This is a genomic window from Corynebacterium sp. UD i78, assembly GCF_056280545.1.
The window spans coordinates 595926-612266 of the sequence record NZ_JBWCED010000001.1 but is presented as its reverse complement, the minus strand read 5'-3'; the positions used below and the strand labels follow the sequence as shown (position 1 = coordinate 612266).

Here is a 16341-nt window from a genome sequence, read left to right as displayed (position 1 = left end):
TGTCACAAGACGAATTGTTATATCTGCATAGTGTAACCGGGGTCACTGCTCCCCGTGACATCCGACTCTAATTGAGTTCCTCATAGTCCCCGGGGTCGGCGTCCTCGACCTCCCCGACCACGCCGAGATCGCCGGCCACGATGATGTTTCCGGGGATGATGAGGTTGCCGTCGGCGTCGTATGACGCGGTGGGCAGCTCATGGCCCGCGTTGTCGTAACCGGGAGCAGGTTTGCGCTCGTTCGCCTCCAGATCCTCCGGGGTGTGCGTCCTGTCCCACTGCCGCGTCCGTGGTTCGGGGCGGGCGTGGTAGTCGGCGTTCATGCCCTTGAGGATCGAGTACATCATCACGAAGAACATGAGGAAGAACGGCAGGCCGATGATGATCGATATCTCCTGCAGAGCCTCGATACCGGCATCCGGCGACATGATGAGGATCGCCGCGGCGACGGCGCCGATGGAGACCGCCCACAGGACGCGTTGCCAGGTCGGCGTGACATTCTCCTCACCGACGGCGAACATGTCGGTGACCAGTGCGGCGGAGTCGATCGAGGTGACGAAGAAGATCGCCACGACCACCAGAGCGAAGCCACTGACTACTGTCGTCCAGGGCAGGGTGTCCAGGAGGATGAACAGTGAGGACGCCGCGTCCCCGTCCTCCACCACGGGTCCGGAGACGCTGCCGGGGTTGTTGCGCTCGGCGTTGATGCCGGCGAACCCGAAGACGGAGAACCAGATGAGGATGAACAGGGCGGGCAGGGCCAGCACACCGCCGACGAACTCACGGACTGTGCGTCCCTTGGAGATGCGGGCGACGAACATGCCGATGAAGGGCGACCAGCAGATCGTCCACGCCCAGTAGAAGACCGTCCAGGTGCCCTGCCAACCTTCGGTGGTGATCTCGTCGGAGTCCGACCAGAACATCAGGCGGGGCAGCCACTCGGCGTAGAGCGAAGCAGTGTCCAGGGTGCCACGCAGCAGCAGGAGCGTCGGGCCGGCGACGAGGACGAAGACCATGAGGACCACGGCCATGATGATGTTGATGTTCGAGAGGTTCTTGATGCCCTTGTCCAGGCCCGCGGCGACCGACCAGCAGGACGCCGCGACGATGACCACGATGATCCCCACCAGCAGCAGTGTGGAGCCCTCGATACCGAAGACAGTGCCCAGGCCGGACTCTATCTGGAGGACGCCGAGCCCCAGGGACACGGCGATACCGAAGACGGTGCCGATGATGGCGAGGGCGTCGATGAGCTTGCCGGGCCAGGCGTAGATCGCGCCGCCGAGGACGGGTGCGAACGCCGAGGAGACCCGCGGCGGCAGGTTGCGCTTGTAGATGAAATAGCCGAGGGCGAGGCCGGGCAGGGCGAAGATCACCCACATGTGGATGCCGAAGTGGTACATCGTGAAGCCCATGGCCTGGTTGACGGCCTCATGGGACATCGGCTCCTCGTTCTGCATGGGCACGTTGACCGCGTGGTTGATCGGCTCCGCCACACCCCAGAACATGAGGACACTTCCCAGGCCACCGGCGAAGAGCATCGCGAACCAGCTCTTGAGGGAGTACTCGGGTCCCTCGCCGTCCGGCCCCAGGCGCATCCGGCCGAAGTGGCTGACGGCGAGGACGAGCAGGAAGATCATCGCCAGAGTGACGCCGCCGATGTACATCCAGTTGAGGTTGGTCATCAACCAGTCGGAGATCGTGCCGAAGACGTCACGCGCACCCTCACTGAAGAGGATGCATACGGCGACGAAGACGACGATGAACCCTGCCGAGGTCCACAGGATCAGCGGATCCGGGCCTCTCTTCTCGTCCTTCACCTCCTCCCCGGCAGAAGTGGTCGTTCCGGTGTCAGGTGAAGTGGTCACAACATGTCCGGTTCCTCCGGGTCTCCCCGGATGGTAGAGGTCAGGTGAACAGGTGACACCTGAGTCTACCCGCAGACACAGAACGCCCCCGGCACCTGACATGGCCGGGGGTGTTCTGCTGACGTTTCAAGAGGAGAATGCGCAGCTGCCGTATAGAAGATTCCTTCCGATTCCGTTTCATCCCGTCTCTCTCGGGGACACCACTGAATCTACGAGCCGTCCCTGGCAGGTTCCTGGCAGTGCGCTGCGGTGTCGCTATGACATTCAGGCACCCACGCGGTCCAGGTGGTTCTGCGTCCCGTCGAAGACGTTGAACAGCACCGGGGAGCCGTTCGACAGGGTGCCGACGACATGGGTCCTGCCGTCCGGGCCGAGGACGTAGAGCGGGCTGCCCGAGTCACCGGCGATGGCCGGGATGGCCGCGAAGACCTCCTGGCTCTGCGTGTTCACGGAGATGACCGGACCACAGGTGCGGCCGGTCTTGGCGCCGTCCTTGCAGACGATGCCGCCGACGAGGTTCTGGGTCACCGGGACCGGGGCACCGGTCTCGATGCGCTGACCGGTGAGCAGCGGATCGAGCAGCGGGATGCCGGTGTCCGCGGTGCTGGAGATACCGTTGACGTCCGGGTCGACGGACTCGTCGAGACGGAACCAGCCGAAGTCATTCAGGCCCGCATCCGGCTCGAGGTAGTTCGCGCCGCCGTCGAGGAGGCGACCGCCGGCGGTGATGTCGTCGGCGTCCGCCAGAAGCTCACCGTTTTCGGTGGTGACCTTGACGGGCTGACCGCCGAACTCCTCCGGATCGAGGCAGTGACCGGCAGTGATGCCGTAGTAGTCGTCGCCCTTCTGGACGACCGAGTTCAGGGTGCACATACCTTCGGCACCGTTGTCGGCGGCGATGATGATGGGCGCTCCGCCGTGGGTGGTGGTGGCGCCGGCGACTGCCGGGGAGACGGCGGTCGCGGTGAGTGCCAGCGCACCAAGGACAGTGGTTTTACGGAGAAAGCTCATGACTCCGCAGTCTAGACTGTCCACGCCACAGGAGGTACCTATGCCCGGAAAAGCCGGATCCCGCACGTACAGCACATTCAGTCACCGTCGTGTCGTCGGACACGGGGAGGACGCCTACGCACGGTGTGTCTCGGCACTGCTGTCGGGCCGGGCGCACCGGGCCGCCGGTGCCCCGCTCACCGGCCCGTTCACCGTCGACGGGGTGGTCACCATCCGTCCGCTCGGCCTCCGGTCACTGAGTTCGCCATGCCGCATCCTCGTCCGGGACTCCGGGCCCGAACACACCCTCCTCGTCTACGGCACCCTGCCGGGGCACCTGGAGGAGGGTGAGGAGAGTTTCCGGATCGATCTGACGGACGCGGGCGACGTAGTGGTCACCGTCTCGGCGTTCTCCCGGCCCGCGCACTGGCTCACCCGACTCGGTGGGCCGGTGGCGCTGGCTGCCCAGCGGCTCATGGCACGCCGGTACGCCGGTGCGGTCGGGAGTCAGTAAGCGGCGTCCACGTCGAGTTCGGTGGGCATCCGCTCCCCCGCCAGGAAGGCCCGGTAGTTCTCCACGACGGGCTTCGCGAGCTGGCGGTCCATCGAGGAAACGGTGTTGGCGGAATGCGTGGTGACGGTGACGTTGTCCATGTCCCACAGCGGATGCCCGTCCGGCAGCGGCTCGGGATCGGTGACGTCCAGTCCCGCCCCGGAGACCTGGCCGGAGTTCAGGGCGTCCACCAGATCGTCGGTGACGACGACCGGGCCCCGCGCGACGTTGACCAGCGTCACGCCACGACGGCAGGACGCCAGGGCGTCCGCGTCGATGAGACCACGGGTGTCATCGGTGAGCGGGGCGGAGAGGATGATGTGGTCGGCTTCCGGGAGGACCTCCCCCAGCCGGTCGAAGGCGACGGTCTGACGGGCGCCGTCGACCGGGCGTCCGGAATGGCTGACGGCGATGAACTCCACGCCGAAAGGTGTGAGCATGTCGATGAGATGGCGTCCGATACCGCCGGCGCCGACGATGAGCACGGTGGACCCCGCCAGCCAGCGGGTCCCCTTGTCCACCTCCCGCCAGACACTCCAGGTCTTCTCACGGGCGATGCGGACGTGCATGTGCGTCACCGAGAGAAGCAGGCCGACGGCGGCCTCGGCGACCTGGCGGCCGTAGATCCCCGAGGCATTGGACCAGCGGCGGTCACCGGACGGACCGGTGGTGACGACGCCGGCGTCGAGGAAACCCTCGATCCCCGCCTGGCAGAGCTGCACCCACTTCACCCGCTCCGGCAGATCGGGGAACCTGTCCGGGCTCATGGCGACGCACAGGAAGGCGTCGGCATCGGCGATGTCGTCGACGATGACCGCCCCCTCCGCCTCCAGGGCTGCGGCGGTCTCCGGCAGGGGGATGGCTGCGATGTTGATCTTCATGCCATCCCTTTGTACCCCCCTCAACGACCTCCGGCTCAGTTCCCGAAACGGTTTTCGAGATCGTTGAGGAAGTCGTCGAAATCGTCGCCGAGCTGGTTACCCCAGTCTTCGAGATCCTCCTGGCTGGGCAGCTCACTGGGGATCTGGACACCAGGGTCAGAACCGTTGTCGTTGCCCTCGTCCGGCTCCGGGGCCGGGGTCGTCTGCTCCGGGGTGGTCTCCTCGACGGTCCGGGTCACCGTGGTCCCGGAGCTGTCATCGTCACGGTTGTTGAGCCAGAGAATGAAGAACAGCAGCGCGATCAGCGCGGCGAGCAGCAGGATGACCGAGATCCACACACCGGTGCTGTTGCGGCGCGGCTTCTGCGGGGGCTCGGGCTGCTGGTACGCGGGTTCCTGATACTGCTGACCCTGGTACGGCTGCCGGTATCCGAACTGCTCCGTCGGTGCGCCCTCCGGCAGACGCCGGTAGTCCGGCGGCTGCGGCCGGTCACGGTCGGGGTAGTTGTCGCGTGAATCCATCGTTCGAGTGTAACCCGGCCTGCACACCCGAACGGGTATGCGCGTTCTGTTCCCGGGCACCGACCATTTAAGATGGTGCCGAAGTGACGAGACGTTCCATGACTGCACCGATGAACCAGGAGACGTTCAGATGATCCGCATCAGCCGTACCGCTGCCCTTTCCGCCGCCGCCGTTCTGGCACTGGGTATCACGGCATGTTCCCCGCCGCACCAGAAGGACAGCGACTCCGCGCACGTCACCGACGTCACCCCGGAGTCCGGCTACACCGGTGGCGGCGTCCCGGAGACTTCCGCCGGCGAGTCCGCTGCAGCCACCGAGGCTGAGCCGGAGACCGGCTACATGACCTCCGACATCACCGCCGGGGAGCCTGCCGCACAGTAACCAGGGGCAGGTCACGCTCGGCGGCCCACCGTGCCCACGCGTCCCGACTGCGCCGGAGGAACGCCTCCGCCAGCGCACCACGGTCCATCGGATCGACACCGAGCTCCTCCCCCAGCCGAACGATGAAATGCGGCTCGATCGCCGCCAGGGCGATCCACCCGTCGTCTGCGGCACGGTAGATGCCGTAGGTCGGCAGACCGCCACCCAGTGGTGTCCCCGGGCCGCACAGGCCGGTCCTCACCGACGTCGCGGCATCCTCGACAACCTCCGCCAGGGCCACCTCACGGTAGCCGCCGGTTCCGGTGCGGGACGCCTGGAACAGCAGCGCCGTGGCGTCCCCCACCACCCGCTCGGCACCGGCCAGGTCGGCGACGGGGATCACCGGCATCGTCGGCGGGGCCAGTGTTCCCGCCTCCGCCTGGTAGGTCAGGTCGTGGCCGGGCCGGTCGGCGCCTGCACCGGCGTGACCGACCACCGCGACCTGGCTCAGCAGCGGGTGCCGGGTGTGCAGTTCCTTCCAGGCCAGACCCAGTTTCTCCAATGCCCTGGGACGCGACGAGGTGATCAGCAGATCGGCGTCCGCCAGCAGGTTCTCCAGCGCATCGCGTCCCGCAGCGTCCTTGAGATCGAGCGTCCGCACCTCCTGCCCGACGGCGAGCAGACGGTAGTAGTCGGGGGACGCGAAGGCCAGCGGATCACCCGCCGGCGACTCGACCTTGGTGACAGTCGCGCCCAGCCTGACCAGGCGGTGTGCGGCGACCGGTCCGGGGAGATTCGGGGCGAGGGTCACGACGCGGACGCCGGACAGCGGAGATTCAGCGGTTTGAGCAGACACCACTCCGATCCTAACGACGGCACCGGTTAATCTGGGGGGCATGCGAATCTTCGGTTTCGGCAGTTACGGCGGACCTGACGTCGCCGGTTTCCTCGACGTCCCGGCTCCCGACCCTGCCACCGTGCCCGACGGCAGCGTACTCATCGCGACCACCGTCACCTCGGTGAACCCCGCGGACATCAAGGTCCGGTCCGGGGAACGGCAGGGCAGCTTCCCGGTGCGTTTCCCCATGGCGATGGGTCGTGAGGCCGCCGGCCTCGTGCTCGCGGCAGACCCTGTGACCGGCATCGCCCCGGGAATGGCCGTGTTCGGCAACACCGTCTCGGGCACCGGTTCCTTCGCCGAGAAAGTCTACCTCGACGGTGTCGGGGTGACCCCGGTGCCCGAGGGGGTCACCCCTGCGCAGGCCGCCTGCATCCCGGTGGCCGCCGGAACAGCCTGGGACATCCTCAACGAACTGCACCACGACGGCCTGGAGACCGGTGGCACAGTGCTGGTCCTCGGCGCCGGCGGCGGAGTCGGGCACTGTGCGGTGCAGCTCGCGCGCGCTCTCGGCATGAAGGTCACCGGTGTCGCCGGCGTGGACAAGCACGAATTCGTCGAGTCTCTCGGCGCGACCCATGTCGCCGCCGGGGACGACTGGGTGTCGCAGGTGAACGAGGCCGGACCGGTGGACGCCGTCATCGACCTCGTCGGTGGTGAGGTCCTCCTCGACGCACTCGGGATGACCGCCGGTCCGGTCCGCAGTGTCGCCGACCCGTCCGTCGGCGGTGGCGTGACCCGCCGGCGCAGCCGCGCCGTATTCTCCGAACTCGCCGGGTTCATCGCCGACGGCACGTTCACGCCGCACATCTCGGCGTCCTTCCCCTTCCCCCGTGCCGCCGACGCGGTCGCCGCAGTGGAGAACGGGCACGCACTGGGGAAGACGGTCGTCAGGTTCTGACCCATCTCTGAATCCTAATTCAGGAGTATTGTCGCTGTCATGAGCGAAATTCAGAATGTCACCGTGCTGGGGACCGGCGTCCTCGGTTCCCAGATCGTCATGCAGGCCGCCTACGCAGGAAAGAATGTCGTCGCCTACGACATCAGGCAGGAGCTCCTCGACAAGCTCCCCGACCGCTGGGAGTGGATGCGCGGCCACTACGCCAAGGACCTGTCGGACTACACCGCCGAGAAGTTCGATGAGGCCGTCGGCCGCATCACCACCTCCACCGACATCGCCGGGGCCGTCGGGGACGCCGACGTCGTCATCGAAGCCGTCCCGGAGAACCTCGACCTCAAGCGGGAGGTCTGGGGCAACGTCGGCAAGGCTGTGAAGGACCCGGCCATCCTGCTGACCAACTCCTCCTCGCTGCGTCCCTCCGATTTCGCGGACGCCACCGGTCGCGCCGACCGCTTCCTGGCCCTCCACTTCGCGAACATGGTGTGGCGCTCCAACACCGGTGAGGTCATGGCCACCCCGAAGACCGATCCCGCCGTCTTCGACCGCACCGTCGAGTTCGCCCGGGAGATCAACCTGCAGCCCTTCCCGGTCCACAAGGAGACCCCGGGCTACCTGCTGAACAGCCTGCTCATCCCGTGGCTGAACGCCGCCGGTGACCTCTACGCCAACGAGGTCGCCAACCCCCATGTCATCGACGAGGACTGGAAGGTCTCCACCGGTGCCCCGAAGGGCCCGTTCGAGACCTACGACATCGTCGGCTTCAACGTCGCCGTGAACATCGGCCGCAACCGGGTGGACGACACCGAGTCCCAGAAGAAGTTCAACAACCTCCTCCAGGAGCGCGGCATCGACCGGGGCAAGGCAGGTCGCGGTGACGGCTGCGGATTCTACGAGTACGACGGGAACGGGAATATCGTCCGGCCGAATCCTGACTGGGTCATCTACGAGGACTGACGACCGACTCTCAGGATGCGCCGATCTGTGCGTTCTAGGCTGCGGTGATGTGAAACCACTACGCACCGCCGCCGCTCTCCTCGCCATTTCCGCCCTGCTTTCCCCGGTCCTCGTCGCCTGCAGTTCCGACGACGGGACCGGGGATTCCGGTGTCGTCATCAACGAAGTGCGGTCCGACGGTGGGGATGCCGGCGACTGGGTGGAGCTGGCGAACACCGGCGACCAGGCGGTCGACGTCTCCGGCTGGGGGCTCGCCGACGACGACCACGACCCGCTGACCCTGCCTGATGACAGCATCATCGAGGCCGGCGGGTACCTCGTCGTCAACACCGAACCGGACTTCGGACTCGGCTCCGAGGATTCCGTCACCCTCACCGACACCGAGGACGTGGAGATCGACTCGACCTCCTGGGACGAGGACGCCGCCACGAGCTGGGGGCGGGTGCCCGACACCTCCGGGGACTTCAGTGAGACCGACGCCGCCACCCCCGGGCTGACGAACACTGTCGAATCGTGGCCCTCGGACCCGCTGCCCATCGAGGACATCGACATGCCGGACGACTTCGACACGGAGGACATGTCCGGCGTGGACCTCGCCGAGGACGGCACCGCTTACGTGGTCAACAACGCCACCGGGACGCTCTACGTCCTCACCCCCACCGATACCGGCTACGACGTGACCGACAGCTACCAGTTGCGCTACCCGGACGGGTCCGGTGAACCGGACGCCGAGGGCGTCACCGTGGGGCCGGACGGGGCACTCTATGTCGCCACCGAGCGTGACGGTGAGGGAGACGAGGTGTCGCGTCCTTCCGTACTGCGGTATGAGCTGCCGGACGGTGATGCAGATGAACTCACCGCCACCGATGAGTGGAACCTCGCCGACTTCACCGGGGACCTCGACGCGAACAGTGGACCGGAGTCGATCAGCTGGATCTCCGACGCGTCCTCGCCCGCGACCTTCGCGGTGGGCGTCGAGGCGACCGCCGAGGTGCTCTTCGTGACGCTGGATGACGCGGATCCGGATCTGCTGCAACGCTACGACACGCCACTGGACGGCGTCATGGCCAGTGACTATGACGCGGACTCCGGTGAACTGACGGTGCTGTGCGACGAGACCTGCGGCGGGGCGTCTGTCGTCCTGGCGGACACCGAGGGCGGTTTCGCCCCGGTGACAGGAACGCTCAACGCCCGCCCGGAGGGCATGGACGACGTCGGCAACGAGGGCTACGCGCACGTCACGACCTCCGACGGCACCGAGCGGTACCTGTGGACCGATGACAGTGACACCGACGGCGTCAGTCTGCGGGGTGCCGTCGGCTAAGGTCGGTGGTCATGCCCAAGAAAGTCGACCATGCCCTGAGACGCCACGAGATCATCGGCTCGGTCTGGCGACTGATCGCCGACGAGGGGATAGATGCAGTGACCACGCGGCGCATCGCCGAGGTCACCGGCTACTCCAACGGGCTGCTGCGCTACTACTTCCCCGGCAAGGACTCGGTCATCACCGAGGCCTACCGGTACGTCGTCGAGGCGACGGACATCCGCGCCGCCCTGTCCAGCACCGAGCGGGGACTTGCCGGTCTGCGGACGCTGGCGTACGAGATCATGCCGCTCGATGATGTCCGTCGGGCGGAGGCCCGGGTCGCACTGGCGTTCTGGCAGCGTGCGCTGAACCACGAGGATGAGGCGGCGCTGTTCGCGACGAGCTTCAGCTCCTGGCGTGACTTCTTCACCGCCCGCGTCGCCGAAGCGGTGACCGACGGCGAAGTCGCCGCAGACACAGACATCACCGCAGCAGTCGATGACCTGCAGAATCTGTTGATGGGGGCGCAGATCACCGCAGCTTTCGGTACACCCGAGGGAGATGTCGACCGGCTCACCGCACTGCTCGACCGCTTCATCGCTCGTTTTTCTCCGTCCGTACAATAACGTCACCGCGCGGCAACGGGACAGAAACACAGCGGCGGTTGACTGTCACCCATGACAGTAACGCTCCCCACCACACTCCAGACCCGCTACCTCTCCGAACCCGACATGGTCGCCGCCGGCGTCAAGGACATGCCCGCCTGCGTCGACACCATGGAGAAGATGTTCTCCCTGCTCGGTGCCGGCGACTACCGGATGGCCGGCGCCAACAACAACTCCCATGGCGCCATGGTCCTCTTCCCCGAACAGTCCCCCCACGAGCGCATGCCGCTCAACGGCCCGGACCGCCGCTTCATGGCCATGCCCGCCTACCTCGGCGGAGAGTTCCACACCTCCGGGGTCAAGTGGTACGGCTCCAACGTCGAGAACCGGAAGTCCGGACTGCCCCGCTCCATCCACACCTTCATCCTCAACGACGCCGACACCGGTGCCCCGCTCGCCGTCATGAACGCCAATCTCCTCTCCTCCTACCGCACCGGGGCTGTCTCCGGTGTCGGCGCCCGGCACCTGGCGACACCCGGCGCAACCGTCGCCGCCGTCATCGGGCCGGGTGTCATGGGCAGGACCGCACTCCAGGCCTTCGCCGCCGGCGTCCCGACCCTGGACACCGTGAAGATCAAGGGCCGCAGCCGGGCCGGTATCGACAGTTTCATCGCCTGGGTCCACGAGACCCTGCCGCAGTTCACCACGATCGAGATCTGCGACACCGCCGAGGAGGCGGTCCGGGACTCCCAGGTCATCGCCTACACCACCACCGCCCCGATCGGCTCCGGCAATTACCCGCAGCTCGACCCCGCATGGCTCTCCCCCGGCGCGTTCGTGTCCATCCCCTCCTGCGTCAACATCCCCGAGGAGTGGCTCGCCTCCGGTGCCGGACGCCTCGTCCTCGACAACCGCAGTCTCTACGAATGCTGGCACGAGGAGTTCGGCGACGACGCCTTCGAGACCGTCGGCATCATCGGCAACAGGTTTCTCGCCCTCGAGAAGTCCGGCACCCTCCCCTCCGGCGAGGTCGTCGACATCGCCGACGTCATCAACGGGAACGCCGTGGGTCGGCGCAGCGACGACGACATCGTCATCTACTCCGTCGGCGGCATGCCGGTCGAGGACGTGGCCTGGGCGACGACGCTGTACCGCCGTGCCTGCGAAAAGAACATCGGCACCGTGCTGCCGGTGTGGGATACCCCGGAGATGGCCTGATGACCACTCCCGCACACTACGACTACGTCGTCATCGGCTGCGGCACCATCGGATCGATGGCGCTGTGGCAGCTCACCGAACTGGTGCCCGGGGCCAGCGTCCTCGGCATCGAACGTTTCGGCCGGGTCCACACGAAGGGCTCCTACTCCGGGGAGTCGCGGCTGTTCCGCGTCGCCCTGAAGGAGGGCGGCATCTACATCCCCCTGGTGCAGCAGGCCCGTGAGATGTGGCTGGAGATGAACGAACGTTCCGGCCGGGACATCTTCCTGCCGGTCGGCGCTATCTCCGTCGGCCCCGCCGACTTCCCCACCATGGTGCAGACCATGGAGGTCATCGAGGAATTCGGCCTCGACCACGAGGTGCTGGACGCCGCGGAGCTCGCCGAACGCTTCCCGGTCTTCGCCGCATCCGCTCCGGGAGCTGCGCCGGACGCCGCGATCATCGACCCGGCCGGCGGCGGAATCCGCCCCGAACTGTCCGTCGCCTACGCCCAGCAGTTCGCGATCGACGCCGGTGCGCTGCTGTGGGAAAACACCCGCGTGCTGGCCGTGGAGCCCGGCGGGGAAACAACGCTCATCCGCACCGACCGCGGTGAGGTCACCGCGGACAAGGTCATCATCGCCAACGGTTCCTGGGCCGCCGAGCTCTTCCCCGACCTCGCCGGGCACATCAGTGTGCAGGGCATCCCGCTGACCTGGTACCTGCCGCTGGACATCACCGGATTCCTGCCGTCGAGACTGCCGATCTTCATGCGCGACATCGTCCGCGACAACGGCGAGATCTGGCACTGCTACGGCGCACCGACGATCGACGGCTACTCCGTGAAGATCTCCCACGGGGACTTCATCGGTGAAGGCACGACCCCCGACGACCTCGGGCAACTGCGCACCGGCGAAATCCCGGCAGACGTACAGCAGGTCTTCTCCGAGAGAGCCTCCGCCTTCTTCAACGACATGCTCGACGCCCCGGTGCGGATCTCCCTGCACCACGACGGTTTCACCACCGACCACGCACCGGTACTCAGCCACGCACCGGGCACCGACGGCTCCGTCACGGTCGCCACCGGCATGAGCGGTAACGGCATGAAGTTCGCCCCCGTCTACGGCCGTATCGCCGCCGAACTGGCGGTGACCGGCGACTCCCCGCTGCGTCCTGCCGCCTTCGACTACCCCGTCGCCGCCCGGGAACCGTCCACCGCCATCATCCCTGCCACCGTCCACTAGGAGCTTTCCATGAGCACCACGACAACCACCGCACCCACGGCGTCCGACCAGGGCCTGACATCCGGGTCCCTGTCCACCGCCTCCATCGTCTTCATGGTCATCGCCGCTGCAGCACCCCTGACCGTCATCGGCGGTGCCATGCCCATCGGCATGTCCATCGGCAACGGTGCCGGGTTCCCGGCGATGTACGCCCTCAGCGCCGTCATCCTCATCCTCTTCTCGGTGGGACTGACCACCATGTCGAAGTTCATCGATGAGCCGGGCGCATTCTACTCCTACGTCGAGACCGCGTTCGGACGCCGTCTGGGTATGGGCACGGCGTACCTCGCCCTGCTGACCTACACCGCCATCCAGTTCGCGGTCTACGGCTTCCTCGGCGCGCAGCTGTCCTCGCTCATCGCCCCGGTGGTCGAACTCCCCTGGTGGCTGTACTCACTGGCTGTCGCCGGCATGGTCGGCTACCTCGGTTACCGCAACATCGAGCTGAGCTCGAAGGCCCTGGGCATCCTGCTCATCGCCGAGATCGCCATCGTCGTCCTCATCGACGTGGTCGTCACCGGCAGGGGCGGAGCCGAGGGGCTCAACGCCGATCCCTTCCTGCCGGAGCACATGTTCTCCGGGTCAATGGGCATCGGTCTGATGATGGCGATGGCCGGCTTCATCGGCTTCGAGGCGACCACCGTCTTCCGCTCCGAGGCGAAAGACCCGGACCGCACGATCCCGCGGGCGACCTACATCTCCGTCGCCGTCATCGGCATCTTCTACACCATCTCCGGCTGGGCCGTGGTCCAGGCGTGGGGCACCGACAATGTCCTGGCCGAGGCGACGAACGACCCGGACAACATGATCGCGAACACCGCCCGGAACTTCCTGGGCGACTGGGCGGGTCCGGTGGTCGACGTCCTGCTGCTGACCAGCCTCTTCGCCTGCGTACTGTCCTTCCACAATGTGCTCACCCGCTACCAGCACGCCATCTCGCACAAGCGTGGCCTGCCCCGGGCGCTGCGCGCGGTACACCTGACACACCGGTCGCCGCACATGTCCTCCATCGTCCAGACCGCGACCATCCTGCTGCTCACCGCGGTCTGCGCCGTGGTCGGGATGGACCCGGTGACCGAGATCTTCACCTGGTTCTCCGGGCTGGCGACCTTCACCATCGTCATCCTCATGCTGCTGGTCTCGATGGCCGTGGTCGTCTGGTTCCGCACCCGCCCTGACCTGACGGTCTCCACATGGAAGCGGCTCGTCGCGCCGGCGCTGTCCTTCCTCGGACTGGGCACCGCCCTGTTCTTCATCGTCACGAACTTCACCGTGCTCTTCGGCAGTGCGTCCGTCGCCTGGATCATGGCGGTCTCGGCACCGGTGGTCTTCGTCCTCGGTGCGGTTTTCGCCACCTTCGTCCCCGAGTATGACGACAAGGTCATCACCCGGAACATGGCGAAGCGGATGGCCAGGGACAAGTCCGGGGATCAGGGCTGACGGGCCACCATCTCGGCGCTCCACACCGGCGCGAACGGCGGGACACAGTTCTTCGCCGTCGGATAGGTCCGGAACACCCCGAGCTTCTCACCGACCGCCACCGCGCGGTCGCGAAGTTCGGGCTGGTTTACGCCGATCTGGTCCAGGACCTCGTTCTGCGACCACTGCAGCACCTCCGGGGGAGGGCGCCATCTCCGCCTCGATCCGGTCGAGGAGCGCCGTGAGGTCACGTGGCCCGGCGTCCCTGCCTGCGGCGATGACCGGTTCCGGGGCCCCGAACCACCGGTCGCGCAGTGCGGCGGCATGGCCAGACTTCACGATGACGTAGCTGAGCAGCCAGGCGCGTTCCTTGGAGGTGGACACCTGCCGGTACATCCGGACCAGATCGTCGGCTATGCAGCTCTTCGGCCGGAGCAGCAGGGTCACGGCGAGGCGGGCGGCGGATTCGCCGTCCTGTCACAGGGCGAGACCGACCTCGTGCCGGGCGGCGGGTTTCATGCCCGCGGTGGCGTCCTTCACGGTCCAGCGCAGAAGACTGAGATTCACGGCGTGATCATCGCCGTGCCGACGGTTGACGGCGAAGACAGCGGGATCGACCGATGCCGTGAGCCCGGTGATGATCCGGTCGGTGGTGTCGGTCACAGCTGCTGGTAGCCGTCCGCGCTGAGCTGTACCGCGGCACCGGTGGTGCTGTCGGTGACGGTGACGGCGTCCCCGGCGGTGGCGTCCACGGTGTAGCGCTCGCCGACGGTGGTCACCCCGTCAGCGGGCAGGCGGTCGGTCGGGCTGATGCCGGAGTTGCCGAGCAGTGCGTAGACCTCGGGGTCGCCGCCGGGACGGTAGGCCACGGCATTGGCCTCGCCACCGTCGGTTGCACCCCAGCCGAGGTGCGCGGGCGCCTCACAGGCCCAGGCGTAACCCACGGCCTCGGGCTCGTCGACGAAGTCACAGAGCAGGGTGTACTCCCCCATCGGGACCTGGTAGCTGCCGGCGGCGACAGTGGCGGGTGCGGGAGCCGGCGTGGCGTCCGACTGGGACGGGGCGGGCTGCGGAGCGACGTCCTGCCCCTCGGTCGGCTGCGGGGCTGACTGGTCGTCCCGGGCCTCAGCGGGGGTCGACGAGCTCAGCGCGGTGTCGACGTGGTTGTCGTTGCTGCCGGCGTCCTCCACCCCTGTCCCGTCGTTGTCGCAGCCGCCGAGCAGCAGGGCCCCGCCGAGTACACCGACGGCGGCGACGGCGGACAGACGGACGGTGCGGCGTTCTCGGTGTGACACGACAGGACTCCTCGGACGACAGTTGTTGTTCCCCACCACCGTGCCACAGTTGCCGGACGGGCGGTGACGACGGGGGGATCAGAACCTCGCCGGATCGAACAGCGTGATGTCGTGGCGCGTGGTGCCGTCGACGCCGTGGATGAGCGCACCGTCGGTGGCGTCGCCGTCGTCGTGGCCTGCGGTGCCCGGGCACCGGCGGTGAGGACCACGCTTCCTGCAGTGAGGACGCGGTCGGTGGTGCTGACCTCGACTCCCCCACCGGAACGTGGGGCGAGTCCGGTGACGGTCACCCCGAAGCGCAGGTCAGCACCCCTGGACTGCACGCGACGCAGCTGCAGTTCGACGGTGTTCTCCGGGCGGACGCACCCGGCGGTCTCTTCGAACACCGCGACCTCGCCCGGAGCGAGGCGGTTCTGTAGCCAGCGGTCGTGGACCTGGTCAGCGGTGAGTTTCTCGTGCGGCAGGTCGTGGATCCGGGGCACCGGCGTAGAGCCCGCCGACGTAGTGGACGATGTCTGCGTCCTGATCGAGGTCATCCCAGAGCTCGAAGGCGCGTCGGAGCAGCGGGACATAGGAGTCCCCTCCATGTACCTCATCCGGATCATCCGCGATCCGCCGTGGAAGGAGTCGCAGAAGAAAGGGAGATCGCGGGAGAGAAGTCTAATGCCCTGATAGATTTCCCACCGGAACTTCCACGAGAGGACCCCACGATGATCCGGAGAACCCTCGGCGCCGCCGGAGGCGTCCTCCTGCTCGCGTCGACGTCTCCGACTACACCACCGGTTCGCTGGTCAGCTGGACGCTCGAAGGTCCAGCTTCGGTGATGGTACTGCGGCCGGTCCAGCGGATCAGTGCGGCCGGGACGACCTGCGTGGCCTCCGGCGTCCGGGCGATGGCGTGCGAGCGCGAGGGCAGGGAGTCCACCTACGACGACGGTGACTTCAGCGCCACGGGCCGGACGCCGGCTGAGCGCAATCTCGTCGGGGGCAGCCGTGAGGTCGGAGGGCTCTGCGGCGAGGCGGACGACGGTCTCTACGCCGATGACAGGTGGAATACGCGCGTGATCGTGGTCAAGGGCACGGTGGACTGCAAGGAGGCTGCCGACACCCTCCACGGCTGTCTCTCGACCTGGCAGGACAGCTCGCACGGCAACCCTCTGCTGACGACACTGTCCAACGGATGGACCTGTTCGATGCATACGGCGGCGACGTCGCAGGCAGAGAACACCAAGGCGACCTGCGGGAAGGAGTCGATGGCGGTGAGGATCCCGGTCACCATCCCGGGCACTCCGGCATCATAGCCGGACTCCA

The 16341-nt window shown here is 67.1% G+C and carries 18 protein-coding genes and 1 pseudogene; 10 read left to right on the top strand and 9 right to left on the bottom strand.

Annotation, left to right across the window (positions count from 1 at the left end; translation table 11 throughout):
• Positions 1-67: 67 nt before the first annotated feature.
• Both ACZ9GM_RS02910 and ACZ9GM_RS02905 read right to left on the bottom strand, forming a co-directional pair.
• Positions 68-1867, bottom strand: coding sequence for a BCCT family transporter (locus tag ACZ9GM_RS02910; RefSeq protein ID WP_476037251.1), 1800 nt, complete (start codon positions 1865-1867; stop codon positions 68-70).
• A 264-nt stretch (positions 1868-2131) separates the two neighbouring features.
• The gene (locus ACZ9GM_RS02905) at positions 2132-2878 is read right to left on the bottom strand and encodes a chymotrypsin family serine protease (protein WP_476037250.1); all 747 of its coding nucleotides are present in this window, start codon (positions 2876-2878) and stop codon (positions 2132-2134) included.
• A 40-nt stretch (positions 2879-2918) separates the two neighbouring features.
• Here ACZ9GM_RS02905 and ACZ9GM_RS02900 point away from each other — a divergent pair, with 40 nt between their 5' ends.
• Positions 2919-3371, top strand: a complete 453-nt coding sequence (locus tag ACZ9GM_RS02900; RefSeq protein WP_291474910.1) for a DUF1990 domain-containing protein — start codon at positions 2919-2921, stop codon at positions 3369-3371.
• On the opposite strand, the gene ACZ9GM_RS02895 is transcribed toward ACZ9GM_RS02900, so the two are convergent.
• Positions 3365-4291, bottom strand: a complete 927-nt coding sequence (locus ACZ9GM_RS02895; RefSeq protein WP_476037249.1) for a D-isomer specific 2-hydroxyacid dehydrogenase family protein — start codon at positions 4289-4291, stop codon at positions 3365-3367. The two genes, ACZ9GM_RS02900 and ACZ9GM_RS02895, sit on opposite strands and share 7 nt — an antisense overlap.
• A 35-nt stretch (positions 4292-4326) precedes the next feature.
• Positions 4327-4812 (bottom strand): hypothetical protein, encoded by a 486-nt coding sequence (locus ACZ9GM_RS02890; RefSeq protein WP_291474913.1) that lies wholly within the window; start codon positions 4810-4812, stop codon positions 4327-4329.
• A 130-nt stretch (positions 4813-4942) separates the two neighbouring features.
• On the opposite strand from ACZ9GM_RS02890, the gene ACZ9GM_RS02885 reads away from it, so the two are divergent.
• Positions 4943-5194 (top strand): hypothetical protein, encoded by a 252-nt coding sequence (locus ACZ9GM_RS02885; protein ID WP_291474914.1) that lies wholly within the window; start codon positions 4943-4945, stop codon positions 5192-5194.
• Here the strand turns inward: ACZ9GM_RS02885 and ACZ9GM_RS02880 are convergent.
• Complete coding sequence (locus tag ACZ9GM_RS02880) at positions 5166-6029, bottom strand: CoA transferase (RefSeq protein ID WP_291474916.1); 864 nt, start codon at positions 6027-6029, stop codon at positions 5166-5168. The two genes, ACZ9GM_RS02885 and ACZ9GM_RS02880, sit on opposite strands and share 29 nt — an antisense overlap.
• A 40-nt stretch (positions 6030-6069) precedes the next feature.
• On the opposite strand from ACZ9GM_RS02880, the gene ACZ9GM_RS02875 reads away from it, so the two are divergent.
• From ACZ9GM_RS02875 to ACZ9GM_RS02845, 7 genes are read left to right on the top strand one after another with little or no spacing between them, the layout of a single operon-like run.
• Positions 6070-6972 (top strand): NADP-dependent oxidoreductase, encoded by a 903-nt coding sequence (locus tag ACZ9GM_RS02875; RefSeq protein ID WP_291474919.1) that lies wholly within the window; start codon positions 6070-6072, stop codon positions 6970-6972.
• Positions 6973-7011: 39 nt separating this feature from the next.
• A complete protein-coding gene (locus ACZ9GM_RS02870; RefSeq protein ID WP_291474920.1) occupies positions 7012-7926 on the top strand; it encodes a 3-hydroxyacyl-CoA dehydrogenase in 915 nt (304 codons plus the stop codon).
• Between the two features lie 49 nt (positions 7927-7975).
• Positions 7976-9250 carry a lamin tail domain-containing protein gene (locus ACZ9GM_RS02865; protein WP_476037248.1) on the top strand — a complete coding sequence of 425 codons (1275 nt, stop codon included), beginning with the start codon at positions 7976-7978 and terminating at the stop codon, positions 9248-9250.
• Positions 9251-9261: 11 nt separating this feature from the next.
• Positions 9262-9858, top strand: a complete 597-nt coding sequence (locus ACZ9GM_RS02860) for a TetR/AcrR family transcriptional regulator (RefSeq protein ID WP_291474924.1) — start codon at positions 9262-9264, stop codon at positions 9856-9858.
• A 51-nt stretch (positions 9859-9909) separates the two neighbouring features.
• A complete protein-coding gene (locus ACZ9GM_RS02855) occupies positions 9910-11055 on the top strand; it encodes a tyramine oxidase subunit B (protein ID WP_291474926.1) in 1146 nt (381 codons plus the stop codon).
• The gene (locus ACZ9GM_RS02850) at positions 11055-12278 is read left to right on the top strand and encodes an FAD-dependent oxidoreductase (RefSeq protein ID WP_476037247.1); all 1224 of its coding nucleotides are present in this window, start codon (positions 11055-11057) and stop codon (positions 12276-12278) included. Before ACZ9GM_RS02855 ends, ACZ9GM_RS02850 begins: the two co-directional genes overlap by 1 nt.
• Before the next feature lie 9 nt (positions 12279-12287).
• Entirely contained in the window at positions 12288-13757 is a 1470-nt protein-coding gene (locus tag ACZ9GM_RS02845) for an APC family permease (RefSeq protein WP_291474930.1), read from the top strand.
• An 87-nt stretch (positions 13758-13844) separates the two neighbouring features.
• On the opposite strand, the gene ACZ9GM_RS02840 is transcribed toward ACZ9GM_RS02845, so the two are convergent.
• The 4 genes and pseudogenes from ACZ9GM_RS02840 to ACZ9GM_RS02825 all read right to left on the bottom strand — a co-directional run.
• Positions 13845-14183, bottom strand: coding sequence for a hypothetical protein (locus ACZ9GM_RS02840; RefSeq protein WP_291474931.1), 339 nt, complete (start codon positions 14181-14183; stop codon positions 13845-13847).
• Between the two features lie 30 nt (positions 14184-14213).
• Complete coding sequence (locus ACZ9GM_RS02835; RefSeq protein ID WP_291474932.1) at positions 14214-14399, bottom strand: hypothetical protein; 186 nt, start codon at positions 14397-14399, stop codon at positions 14214-14216.
• Positions 14396-15031, bottom strand: coding sequence for a hypothetical protein (locus ACZ9GM_RS02830; RefSeq protein WP_291474934.1), 636 nt, complete (start codon positions 15029-15031; stop codon positions 14396-14398). Before ACZ9GM_RS02830 ends, ACZ9GM_RS02835 begins: the two co-directional genes overlap by 4 nt.
• 77 nt (positions 15032-15108) lie before the next feature.
• Positions 15109-15567, bottom strand: a pseudogene (locus tag ACZ9GM_RS02825) (FAD-dependent oxidoreductase); the annotation flags it as partial.
• Between the two features lie 287 nt (positions 15568-15854).
• On the opposite strand from ACZ9GM_RS02825, the gene ACZ9GM_RS02820 reads away from it, so the two are divergent.
• A complete protein-coding gene (locus ACZ9GM_RS02820) occupies positions 15855-16331 on the top strand; it encodes a hypothetical protein (RefSeq protein ID WP_291474937.1) in 477 nt (158 codons plus the stop codon).
• The last annotated feature ends 10 nt before the right edge of the window (positions 16332-16341 follow it).

Bases quoted from the DNA above. Each gene is read 5' to 3' on its own strand.
- ACZ9GM_RS02855 (WP_291474926.1), top strand. From the start codon at position 9,910: ATGACAGTAACGCTCCCCACCACACTCCAGACCCGCTACCTCTCCGAA.
- ACZ9GM_RS02845 (WP_291474930.1), top strand. From the start codon at position 12,288: ATGAGCACCACGACAACCACCGCACCCACGGCGTCCGACCAGGGCCTG.
- ACZ9GM_RS02850 (WP_476037247.1), top strand. From the start codon at position 11,055: ATGACCACTCCCGCACACTACGACTACGTCGTCATCGGCTGCGGCACC.
- ACZ9GM_RS02895 (WP_476037249.1), bottom strand. From the start codon at position 4,291: ATGAAGATCAACATCGCAGCCATCCCCCTGCCGGAGACCGCCGCAGCC.
- ACZ9GM_RS02905 (WP_476037250.1), bottom strand. From the start codon at position 2,878: ATGAGCTTTCTCCGTAAAACCACTGTCCTTGGTGCGCTGGCACTCACC.
- ACZ9GM_RS02860 (WP_291474924.1), top strand. From the start codon at position 9,262: ATGCCCAAGAAAGTCGACCATGCCCTGAGACGCCACGAGATCATCGGC.
- ACZ9GM_RS02900 (WP_291474910.1), top strand. From the start codon at position 2,919: ATGCCCGGAAAAGCCGGATCCCGCACGTACAGCACATTCAGTCACCGT.
- ACZ9GM_RS02885 (WP_291474914.1), top strand. From the start codon at position 4,943: ATGATCCGCATCAGCCGTACCGCTGCCCTTTCCGCCGCCGCCGTTCTG.
- ACZ9GM_RS02875 (WP_291474919.1), top strand. From the start codon at position 6,070: ATGCGAATCTTCGGTTTCGGCAGTTACGGCGGACCTGACGTCGCCGGT.
- ACZ9GM_RS02870 (WP_291474920.1), top strand. From the start codon at position 7,012: ATGAGCGAAATTCAGAATGTCACCGTGCTGGGGACCGGCGTCCTCGGT.
- ACZ9GM_RS02820 (WP_291474937.1), top strand. From the start codon at position 15,855: ATGGTACTGCGGCCGGTCCAGCGGATCAGTGCGGCCGGGACGACCTGC.
- ACZ9GM_RS02890 (WP_291474913.1), bottom strand. From the start codon at position 4,812: ATGGATTCACGCGACAACTACCCCGACCGTGACCGGCCGCAGCCGCCG.